Origin of the sequence: Bradyrhizobium sp., from assembly GCF_049798375.1 — a bacterium.
Taxonomy (GTDB): Bacteria; Pseudomonadota; Alphaproteobacteria; order Rhizobiales; family Xanthobacteraceae; genus Bradyrhizobium.
Map to the genome: position 1 here is coordinate 1 of NZ_JBARGP010000798.1, position 10,365 is coordinate 10,365.

Here is a 10,365-nt window from a genome sequence, read left to right on the forward strand (position 1 = left end):
GTGCCGCATTGCTGCTTGAACAGCGTCGCGCCGTCGGCGGGCTTTGTCGCTGGCGGAAACGGCATCTGCGCCATCGCGGCACACGCAATCAGTGTCGCGCCGCAACATCCAAGCCCAACCGCAAATCCGCTTCGTCGCACTGCACGCCGTCCCGACATCGCCCTCACCCGTCGTTTTGGATGAGACTAGGTCGCAGCTAATCGGCGGTGGTAGTAGCGGGCTGTTTCGCGGAAGAACAAAAAGGCGTTGCTTGTAATCTCTCCCCGCTTGCGGGGAGAGGTCGATCGCGCAGCGAACGGGTGAGGGGGGACAGGTCTAACAATTCGCACCAATCGAGCGTCTGCCCCTCACCCCAACCCTCTCCCCGTAAAGGACGGGGAGAGGGAGCGCACCGGCTTCTGCGCTTTTATGTCGATGTGCCCATTACTAATCATCAAATCGCCGCCCGCCACGCCCGGCCTTGATGTCGCCGCGGTGCTTCTTGCCTTCCAGGCGGCGTTGCTTAGAGCCGAAGGTCGGCTTGGTCGGACGGCGCGGTTTCGGCCGCACCATGGCCTCGCGCAGTAGCGTGACCAGCCGCTCGATCGCATCGGCCTTGTTGCGCTCCTGGGTGCGGAAGCGCTCGGCCTGGATCACGATGACGCCGTTCTTGGTCATGCGCTGGCCGGCCAGCCGTGCCAGCCGCTCGGCGGCGTCCTCGGGCAAGGGCAGGCGGCTGGCATCGAAGCGCAGCTGCGCCGAGGTCGAGAGCTTGTTGACGTTCTGGCCGCCGGGGCCGGAGGCGCGAACGAAGGAAATCTCGATGTCGTTCTCGTCGATCGCAAGGTCGCGGGAGATCCGCAGCATGGGGCACCACAAACAAAGGGATTCTGACGGCACCATAGCGGGTTTATGTGCGGTTTGCGCCGGCGGCTGGCACGGGACGACCGCGTTTTTGGATCGGATGGTGTGGCAACTCACTCCGCTGTCGTGGCTGTGCAGCGATTGAATCCGACCGCGCCGTTCCGGCTAAAAGCAAAAAAGCCCTGCCGGTGAGGGCAGGGCTTTCAACTCACGAGCAGCTCGCCTGTGTCGCGCGATCAATCCGCCTTCACGGCAGGCGCGGTGATGGTGGCCGGCTGGGCGACGGTGGTCGGTGCGCGGCCGACGACGACCGTGAGCAGGCCCTGGCTCCAGAGCTGCTTCGCGGCCTGCTTGGCCTGGTCGAGCGTCACCGCGTTGACGATCTCGCTGCGCTTCTCGATGTAGTCGATCGGCATCTTGTCGAGCTGATATTGCAGCAAGGCTTGCGCGAGCTTCGAGGAGGTGTCGAGCGCCAGCATCTGCGAGCCGTTGATGTAGGACTTGGCCTCGTCCAGCTCCTGCTGGGTCGGGCCGTCCTCGGCCATGCGCTTGATCTCCTTCTCGACCGCCGCGATGGTCTCGCCGGCGCGATCGGCACGGGTGCCGGTGTTGCCGATGAACAGCGCCGAGTGATCCATCCACAGCAGCGCGTCGTAGACCGAATAGGCCAGCCCGCGCTTCTCGCGAACCTCCTTGTAGAGCCGCGACGACAGGCTGCCGCCGCCGAGAATGTGGTTCACCACATAGGCCGCCATGAAGTTCGGATCATGGCGCATGATGCCGGGACCGCCGAAAGTGATGACGGTCTGCGGCACATCCAGATTGACCAGCACCTGTTGCGGCGGCTTGGCTGCCACCACATCGGGCACCGGCGTCAAGCTTGCCTTCGCCGGCAGATCGCCAAAGGTCTTGTCGAGCAGTTGGCCCAGCGTGGCCGGATCGACGTCGCCGACCACGGCGACCTTCAGCGTGTCCCTGGCCAGCACGTGATGGACGTAATCCCTGAGGTCGTCGACCGTGATGGTCGGTACGCTTTCCAGCGTGCCGCCGCTCGGCCGGCCGTAGGGATGATCGCCATAGGCGAGCTCGAGGAATTTGCGGCCCGCCAGCGCGTTCGGATTGGTGGTGTCGCGACGCAATCCCGAAATCACCTGGGAGCGGATGCGCTCGACATCGACGCTGTCGAAATGCGGCGAGGTCAGCGAGGAATGCAGGAGGTCGAAGGCTTCGTCCTTGTTGTCGCGCAGCATGCGCAGCGAGCCGCGGAACTGATCGCGGGCGATCTGGAAGCTGAGCTCGATGGCGCGGCGGTCGAGCCGCTCGTGGAAGGTCTTGGAGTCGAGATCGCCGGAGCCTTCGTCGAGCAGGTCGGCGACCAGATTGCCGACACCCGGCTTGTTGGCCGGATCCTGCGTGGCGCCGCCGGCGAAGGCATATTCCATCGCGATCAACGGCACGGTGGAGTCCTGCACGAACCAGGCCTCGATGCCGCCGGGCGAAACCAGATGCTGGATCTTGGCTGCTGCGTTGGCGGCGGGCGAAGCCGCAAGCGCGGCGACGCCGACGGCGGCAACGCAGGCGAGGCGACGTGCGAACATGCTGATGTGATTCACGATCGCTTCTCCTCGCGCTTGGCCGAATTGTCCTTGATCAGATAGCCCGTCACCGAGCGCTTCTTGTCCAGCCACTTCTGCGCCGCCGCACGCACCTGGTCGGCGGTGACGGCGCGGATGCGGTCCGGCCAGCTCCTGATGTCCTCGACGCTCAGGCCCGTGGTGAGGCCGCCGCCATACCAGCGCGCCATGGTGGCCTGGTTGTCCTGGGCGTAGATCGCTTCCGCGATCAGCTGCGTCTTGACGCGTTCGAGATCCTCCGCCCGCACCGGGTTCTGCGCGACCTCGGCGACCACGCGGTCCACCACGGTTTCGACCTGCGAGAACTCGACGCCCGGCCTCGGGGCGACCGAAATCGAGAACTGCGTCGGGTCGAGCGAGGTGCCCTGATAGGAGGCGTTGGCGTTGACCGCGAGCGGCTTGTCGACCACCAGCGCGCGGTAGAGATAGGAGTTGCTGCCCGAGCCCATCAACTGCGCCAGCACGTCGAGCGCGGCGGATTCACCGGGGGCCGCTGTCGTCGCCGACGGCACCAGATAGGTGCGGCGCATCGATGGCTGCTCGACATGCGGATCGGCCAGGGTCACCGTGCGCGGCGCCACCGGCTCCGGCTCCTGCGGACGGATGCGGCGGACCGGAATGTCGGGCTGGGCTGCCACCTTGCCGAAGGTCTGCTCGGCCATCGGGCGGACCTCGTTGACGTCGGTGTCGCCCGCGATCACCAGGATGGCGTTGTTCGGCGCATAGAAGCGCTTGTAGAAGGCCAGTGCCTCCTCGCGCGTCAGCTTCTCGATCTCCTGATGCCAGCCGATGGTCGGCCGTCCGTAGGGATGATTGAGGTAGAGCGCGGCCATGATCTGCTCGCCGAGACGCGCCTCGGGATTGTTGGCGACGCGCATGTTGTATTCTTCGAGCACGACATCGCGCTCCGGCAGCACGTTCTCGTCCTTGAGCACGAGGCCGGTCATGCGGTCGGCCTCGAATTCCATCATCTTGGCCAGCTGGTCGCGCGGCACGCGCTGGAAATAGCCGGTGTAGTCGACCGAGGTGAAGGCGTTCTCGTTGCCGCCGACCTTCAGCACGGTCTGGGAGAATTCGCCCGCCGGATGCTTGGCGGTGCCCTTGAACATCAGATGCTCGAGGAAATGCGCGAGCCCGGACTTTCCGGGCGTCTCGTCGGCGGAGCCGACCTTGTACCAGATCATCTGGGTGACGACCGGCGTGCGGTGATCCTGAATCACCACGACCTGCAGGCCGTTCGGCAGCGTGAAACTGGCCGGGGGCTCGGAGTGGAATGTCGTCTGCGCAATCGCGCCAACGGGGACGACGACGAGGGATATAAGGGTGGCGAGGACTGAGACGAACCGAAAAGAGGACATCATGATCCTTGTAAAAGTCCCGGCAAAGATGCGGGGAACAACGCCGGCATTCTATATACCGCGCGCAATAGGCCCGGCGTCACAAAGCGGAGATGGACTCCTGACGCGGGACGACGGACATTTCATTAACGCCGTTAACGCAGACAATCCGGAATAGTACCAGCCGAGCTGGAGTTCCGGCAGTGCCAGCCGCGGGGTCTGCCGCGATATCATGCGGAGTTCGGACGCCGCGCATGCCTGCGGCGTTCGACTGGCTATCTCTCCTTGCCCGTCAAGACGTCGTACTGCTTCGGGGTCAGCGACTCCTTCGGGCCGGTTCCGTAGGCATAGGTTGGCGACGGGGTCTGATAGCCGGCCGGCGGCTGCGTCAGGCTTTCCCGCTCGGGCTCGGTGGTGAACGGCTTGCTTTCGCTGTCCATGCCACCCTTGAACATGCCAAGCAGGCCACCCTTGTAGCCGAGCTGCGAGGGACTGAGCGTCGGGTTGTTGTTGCTCACGCCTGGCGTTACCGGGTCAGTGGTCTTGGACCTGGCGATCTTGTGAGCTTTCAGTTCGGCCGGTGTCAGGGGCCGCGCCGCTGCAGTGGGGTCCTTGGTCTCCTGGCTCGCTTTCTTCCGGGCCGCAGCGTCGGCCTCACGACGCAGCACGTCGGGGTCCTTCGGCCAGTTCGGCGCATTGGCCTGCCGGGCGGACGCGGGCGGCGGCAGATCCAGCTTCGGAGGCACCACCAGCGGCGAGCGCTCGCGATAATCGATGGTCGGGGTTTCCATGTTGGTCGCCCCCACGCCGCGCATCAGATTGTCGATGATCTTCTCTTCGAAGGTCTTGTCGTCCTCCTGATCATCGTCCTGGGCCCGTGCGACACCGGATGCAAGCAGGAGGCCGATGCCGAGCGCGACGGCGGAGAGCCGCGCGGTGCGCGCGAGCGCCCTCGAAGAACCCGTTGCCATCAAGCTGCCGACGTCGATTTTGCGCATGACCTTCCTGTCCTCACCGGTCCAGTCCCAGACTGCCGAAAAGATAGCCTACTGATGGCCAAAATCAAAATAATGAGGGTCTTCAGCCCTTTGCCGGTCCTTCGAAGCTTTGGACCGTGGCTTGTAACCGAGGTCGTATCGACCGGGATCAGGGCGCTTTTGCGGCGGGTACCCCGATGAAGGAATCATACAGCAGGGCGGCGACCCCGGCAACAATGGCCACGTCGGCCAGGTTGAAGATGTACCAATTGTAGGTCTGCCCACCGATTTCGATATGGAGCAGGGCAAAATCGACCACGGCGCCATAGGCCAGCCGGTCGATCGCATTGCCGATCGCACCGCCGATGATCATGCCGAGCGCCACCGTGGCCAGCACGGTCTGCGAGCGGACCATCCAGATCGCGAGCAGCACGACGGCGATGCCCTTGATCGCCATCAGGCTGAGCTGGGCCATCTGGCTGTCGTTCTGCAGCCAGCCGAAGCTGATGCCGATGTTCCAGGCCAGCACCAGGTCGAAGAACGGCGTCACCCGTACGGGGGCCCGGTGGGCGATGTCCAGGATGTCGAGCAGCCAAAGCTTGGACGCCTGGTCAAGGACCAGGGTGATGACGGCGGCGATCAGGCCGGAACGGAGGGGAGGGGTCATAGCGAGATGCTCGCGATAACAAAGATCGTCATCCCGGCGAACGCCGGGATCCATACCGCGTGATGCCAAGCGGCAGAAAGATCTCGGATCATCTTTCTTTGTCTACAAGACGCGCCGCTGGTTATGGGTCCCGGCGTGCGCCGGGACGACGGTCTTTCCTGAAGCGACGTCTGCGGCACTAGACACTCACTCCCAGCGCCTTCCATTCGCGCAGCGCCTTGGCATCGCGGGGCGAGACGTCGGGATAGTCCTTGTCCGCGCCGACATCAGGCAGGATCTTCCAGGAGCGGGCGCATTTGGTGCCCACCGCCTTTTCGACCACGACAGCGACACCAGGCACATTGTCGAGCCGGAACGCGCTTGCAGGCGCTTCGCCCTCACGCACCTCGTAGTTCGAGGTGATGCAGACCTCGGCGAGATCGACATCGAACAGTGTGCCGATCAAAGCGCGGTCGGCGACATAGACGATCGGCGAGGCTTCGAGCGAGGAGCCGATGCGCTTGGCGGCACGCTCGAGCTCCAGCGCGCCGGTGACGACGCGCCTGACGTCGCGGATGGTCTCCCACTTCGCGGCCAGCGCATCGTCGCGATAGCGCTCCATTGCGTCGGGGAACAAGGTTAGATGCACCGACGGCTCGGCATTCGGACGAACCATCCGCCAGGCCTCCTCGCAGGTGAAGCTCAGCACCGGCGCCAGCCATTTCAGGATCGACTCGCAGATTAGGTCGATCGTGGTCAGCGCCGCCTTGCGCGCCACCGAGGACGGTGGATCGCAATACAGCGTGTCCTTGCGGATGTCGAAATAGAACGCCGACAGCTCCGAGTTCATGAAGGTCGCAAGCGAGGAGATCACCGTCTTATAGTCGAATTCGAGATAGGCGCGGCGCACCATCTCCTCCTGCTGGCTCAGCTGATGCAGCATCAGCCGCTCCAGCTCCGGCATGTCGGCAAAGGCAACCGCATCATCGCGGTGGAAGTGATGCAAGGTGCCGAGCATCCAGCGGATGGTGTTGCGCAGCTTGCGATAGGTCTCGATGGTGTTCTTGAGGATCTCCGGGCCGATGCGCTGGTCGTCGGCAAAATCGGTGGCGCAGACCCAGAGCCGCAGGATGTCGGCGCCGGAATCCTTGATCACCTTCTGCGGCTCGACCGTGTTGCCGAGCGACTTTGACATCTTGCGGCCGTTCTCGTCGAGCGTGAAGCCATGCGTCAGCACGACGTCGTAGGGCGCGCGGCCACGGGTGCCGCAGCTCTCCAGCAGCGAGGAGTGAAACCAGCCGCGATGCTGGTCACTGCCTTCCAGATACATCACGGTATCCTGGCCGCCATCGATCTTGCGCTTGATGCCGGCCAAACCAGGAAAATGCACCGGGTCTTCCAGCACGAACGCGTGGGTCGAGCCGGAATCGAACCAGACGTCGCAGATGTCGTCGACCTTCTTCCAATCCTCGTTGGCAAGCTTGCCCAGGAAGCGCTCGCGCGCGCCCTCGGCATACCAGGCGTCGGCGCCTTCCTGCTCGAAGGCATCGGCGATGCGCTTGTTGACGGTGTCGTCCTGCAGGATCTCGGCGGAGCCGTCGCCCTTCTCGCGCACGAACACCGCGATCGGCACGCCCCAGGCGCGCTGGCGCGAGATCACCCAGTCCGGGCGATTGGCGATCATGCCGGTGATGCGGTTCTCGCCGGCCGCCGGCACCCATTGCGTCACCGAGATCGCCTGCAACGCGCGAGCGCGCAAGGTGTCGCCGGACTTGGCTTTGCCGTTGTCCGCAATGTCCTTGTCCATCGCGATGAACCATTGGGGCGTGTTGCGGAAGATCACCGGCTTCTTGGAGCGCCAGGAATGCGGATATTGGTGCTTGAGGCGTCCACGTGCGAGCAGCGCCCCGGCTTCGATCAGCGCCTTGATGACCGCCTCGTTGGCGTCGCCCTTCTCGCCCTTGTCGTTGAGCACGCGCTTGCCGACAAAGCCCGGCGCATGATCGGTGAGCGCGCCGTTCTCGTCGACGGTATAAGGGATGGTCGCGCTGATGCCGCGCGCTTCGAGTTCGCGTGCATTGGCCATCCAGACGTCGAAGTCTTCGCGACCGTGGCCGGGCGCGGTGTGCACGAAGCCGGTGCCGGCATCGTCGGTGACGTGCTCGCCGGGCAAGAGAGGCACAGTGAACTCATAGCCGCCGGCAAAGCCCTTCAGCGGATGCGCGCATTCGACCGCATCCAGGGTGTCGCCGGGAATGTCGCGCACCTTCTCGTAAGAGGTGACGCGGGCCTGCTTGAACACGGCCTCGGCCAGCGCATCGGCCAGGATCAGCAGGTCGCCATTCTTGGCCCAGTTGTCGGACGGCGCGTCGGTGACCTTGTAGAGGCCGTAGGCGATTTTGGGCGAGAACGAGATCGCGCGGTTGCCGGGCAGGGTCCAGGGCGTGGTGGTCCAGATCACGACCGAAGCATTTGCGAGCGCGCCATGCGCCGGCGAGGTGACCGGAAACTTCACCCACACCGTATCCGAGGTGTAGTCCTCGTATTCGACCTCGGCCTCGGCCAGCGCGGTCTTCTCGACCACGCTCCACATCACCGGCTTGGAGCCGCGATAGAGCGTGCCGTTGGCGGCGAACTTCATCAGTTCGCGCGCGATCTGCGCTTCGGCCGGATAGGTCATGGTGGCGTAGGGATGGTCCCAATCGCCGATCACGCCGAGACGCTTGAACTCCTCGCGCTGGATGTCGAGCCAGCGCTGCGCATAGGCGCGGCACTCCTTGCGGAACGCCACCATGGCGGCGGAGTCGCGGAAGTCCGGCTTGGCCTTGCCCTTGGAGCGGTAGTTCTCCTCCTCGATCTTCCATTCGATCGGCAGGCCGTGGCAGTCCCAGCCTGGGACATAATTGGAGTCGTGCCCAAGCATCTGCTGGCTCTTGGTGACGACGTCCTTGAGGATCTTATTGAGCGAATGCCCGATATGGATGTTGCCGTTGGCGTAGGGCGGGCCGTCGTGCAGCACGAACTTGGCCCGGCCTTTGGCGCTGCTGCGGAGCTTGCCGTAGAGGTCGATCTCGTTCCAGTACTTCAACAGCTCCGGCTCGCGCTGCGGCAGGCCGGCGCGCATCGGGAATTCCGTCTGCGGCAGGAACAGGGTTTTCGAATAGTCAGTCACGTCGGACTTTTGCGGCTTCTCGGACATCTGAATCTTTTTGGCTAAAGGGGGCGCGAGCAGCGCGTTTGGTGCGCGGGTGGCGAACGCTGGACATCCCGGTCTTGCGCCGAGCAAATGCTCAGGCGGAAGCCGGGCCGCTAATGCCGATGATGCGCCGTATCAACATGGGGCTCCCTCATAGCAGCCGGGCGCCGAAATCGCAAAGTCCGCGAGGCGGACAGGGAGGCGAAAAAAGCGGTGGCCTATTCGATCTCGCCAAGCCGGGGGAAGGCATCCGGGCTGGCCTTGAGCCGAGCGCGGGCTTTTTGGCTGTCATCGTCCATCTGCCGCACCAGGCCGTCGATGTCGGTGAATTTCAGCTCCTCGCGGATGTAGCCGATGAAGGCGACATCCAGGCTCTCGCCATAGAGGCTGTCCTTGAAATCGAACAGGAACACTTCCAGTAGCGGCGCACCGTTGTCGAAGGTCGGGCGGCGGCCGAAGCTGGCGACACCGTCGACCAGCACCCGGTTGGCGCCGCGGCCACGCCCCACCCGGACCGCGTAAATGCCGTGCTTGAGCCCGCAATCCCGGTCGAGCCGCATGTTGGCAGTGGGATAGCCGAGGTCGCGGCCGCGTTTCTCCCCGTGGATCACCTCGCTGGTGACGAACCAGGGGCTGCCGCCCAGCATCATGGTGGCCTCGTCGAGTTGGCCCTCCGCCAGCGCCTCGCGGATCGCGGTCGAGGACACCGGCCGCTCCTCGATGTCGATATGGGGCTGCACGTCGACCTCGATGCCGAGCCGGGGCGCCTCGCTGACCAAAAGGCTCGGCGAGCCGACGCGACCCTTGCCAAAATGGAAGTCGTAGCCGACCGCGATGCCGGACACGCCGAGCCGCCCGATCAGATCGTGGTGAATGAAATCCTGTGCGGTGGTCTGTGCCCGATCCTTATCGAAGGTCATCACCACAGCCCCGGCGAGCCCGGTTCCGGCCAGCAGCCGCAGCTTGGCGGTTTCGTCGGTCAGGCGGAACTGGGGGCTGTGCGGGCTGAAGAAGCGCCGCGGATGCGGCTCGAAGGTCAACGCCAAAGCAGGGCGGCCATGCGCCCGGCCGATCTCGATCGCGGCGTTGATGACGGCCCGGTGGCCGAGATGAACGCCGTCGAAATTGCCCATTGCGACGACGGCGCCACGGGGAATGGACGCTTGCGGCGTCTGATCGCGGATGACAGTGAACGCAGGCATTTGTACAGATGTCTCAACGGGATGCGGCCGGAGGACTGCGGCGCAGCCAAAGCCTCTTTCCAACCGTGGCGCGGACCGGCCGGGGAAGTCAAGCCGCGGGGTTTGCTCGTCCCTGGATGCCGCCGGACGGCATTCGCCGGATCCGATTAACTGGCTGTTTAAGGGCTGATGCTAGCACTGGCAGTGGATGGCGGAGGGCTCATGGCCCGTCCGCGTGGAAAATTGTGTGTCATCAGTCGACGCGTCGTGTTCGCGTTCGGGGGGAGTAAGATGGCGGTTGACCTTTCGATGCCGGTGCTGGTCGTGGACGACTACGCCACCATGATCCGTATCCTCAAGAATCTTCTGAAGCAGATCGGATTTGAAAACATCGACGACGCCAGCGACGGCTCGATGGCGCTGAACAAGATGCGCGCCAAGAAGTATGGCCTGGTGATTTCCGACTGGAACATGGAGCCGATGACCGGCTATGACCTGCTCCGCGAGGTCCGCGCCGATCCCAATCTGGCGACCACGCCCTTCATCATGAT

General features: G+C 64.3%; 8 protein-coding genes. 1 reads left to right on the top strand and 7 read right to left on the bottom strand.

Translation table 11 applies throughout. The annotated features are described in order from the left end of the window. Nucleotides 1–426: 426 nt before the first annotated feature. From arfB to WA702_RS30400, 7 genes are all read right to left on the bottom strand, one after another. Nucleotides 427–846, bottom strand: a complete 420-nt coding sequence (gene arfB, locus WA702_RS30370; RefSeq protein WP_425114224.1) for an alternative ribosome rescue aminoacyl-tRNA hydrolase ArfB — start codon at nucleotides 844–846, stop codon at nucleotides 427–429. Between the two features lie 233 nt (nucleotides 847–1,079). Then, entirely contained in the window at nucleotides 1,080–2,441 is a 1,362-nt protein-coding gene (locus tag WA702_RS30375) for a M16 family metallopeptidase (RefSeq protein ID WP_425114231.1), read from the bottom strand. 11 nt (nucleotides 2,442–2,452) lie between these two features. Further along, nucleotides 2,453–3,835, bottom strand: coding sequence for a M16 family metallopeptidase (locus WA702_RS30380; RefSeq protein WP_425114225.1), 1,383 nt, complete (start codon nucleotides 3,833–3,835; stop codon nucleotides 2,453–2,455). A gap of 254 nt (nucleotides 3,836–4,089) precedes the next feature. Next, nucleotides 4,090–4,812 carry a hypothetical protein gene (locus tag WA702_RS30385; protein WP_425114226.1) on the bottom strand — a complete coding sequence of 241 codons (723 nt, stop codon included), beginning with the start codon at nucleotides 4,810–4,812 and terminating at the stop codon, nucleotides 4,090–4,092. A 148-nt stretch (nucleotides 4,813–4,960) separates the two neighbouring features. Beyond that, nucleotides 4,961–5,458: a signal peptidase II gene (lspA, locus tag WA702_RS30390; RefSeq protein WP_425114227.1), complete on the bottom strand. Its 498-nt coding sequence runs from the start codon at nucleotides 5,456–5,458 to the stop codon at nucleotides 4,961–4,963. A 178-nt stretch (nucleotides 5,459–5,636) separates the two neighbouring features. Continuing rightward, nucleotides 5,637–8,636, bottom strand: coding sequence for an isoleucine--tRNA ligase (ileS, locus tag WA702_RS30395; RefSeq protein ID WP_425114228.1), 3,000 nt, complete (start codon nucleotides 8,634–8,636; stop codon nucleotides 5,637–5,639). Nucleotides 8,637–8,851: 215 nt separating this feature from the next. Next, the gene (locus WA702_RS30400; protein WP_425114229.1) at nucleotides 8,852–9,835 is read right to left on the bottom strand and encodes a bifunctional riboflavin kinase/FAD synthetase; all 984 of its coding nucleotides are present in this window, start codon (nucleotides 9,833–9,835) and stop codon (nucleotides 8,852–8,854) included. Nucleotides 9,836–10,105: 270 nt separating this feature from the next. Here WA702_RS30400 and WA702_RS30405 point away from each other — a divergent pair. Next, a partial coding sequence (locus WA702_RS30405; RefSeq protein ID WP_425114230.1) for a response regulator occupies nucleotides 10,106–10,365 on the top strand: 260 nt, incomplete at its 3' end.

Coding starts and splice junctions, on each gene's coding strand:
- WA702_RS30400 (WP_425114229.1), bottom strand. CDS start 9,835: ATGCCTGCGTTCACTGTCATCCGCGATCAGACGCCGCAAGCGTCCATT.
- ileS (WP_425114228.1), bottom strand. CDS start 8,636: ATGTCCGAGAAGCCGCAAAAGTCCGACGTGACTGACTATTCGAAAACC.
- arfB (WP_425114224.1), bottom strand. CDS start 846: ATGCTGCGGATCTCCCGCGACCTTGCGATCGACGAGAACGACATCGAG.
- WA702_RS30380 (WP_425114225.1), bottom strand. CDS start 3,835: ATGTCCTCTTTTCGGTTCGTCTCAGTCCTCGCCACCCTTATATCCCTC.
- WA702_RS30385 (WP_425114226.1), bottom strand. CDS start 4,812: ATGCGCAAAATCGACGTCGGCAGCTTGATGGCAACGGGTTCTTCGAGG.
- lspA (WP_425114227.1), bottom strand. CDS start 5,458: ATGACCCCTCCCCTCCGTTCCGGCCTGATCGCCGCCGTCATCACCCTG.
- WA702_RS30375 (WP_425114231.1), bottom strand. CDS start 2,441: ATGTTCGCACGTCGCCTCGCCTGCGTTGCCGCCGTCGGCGTCGCCGCG.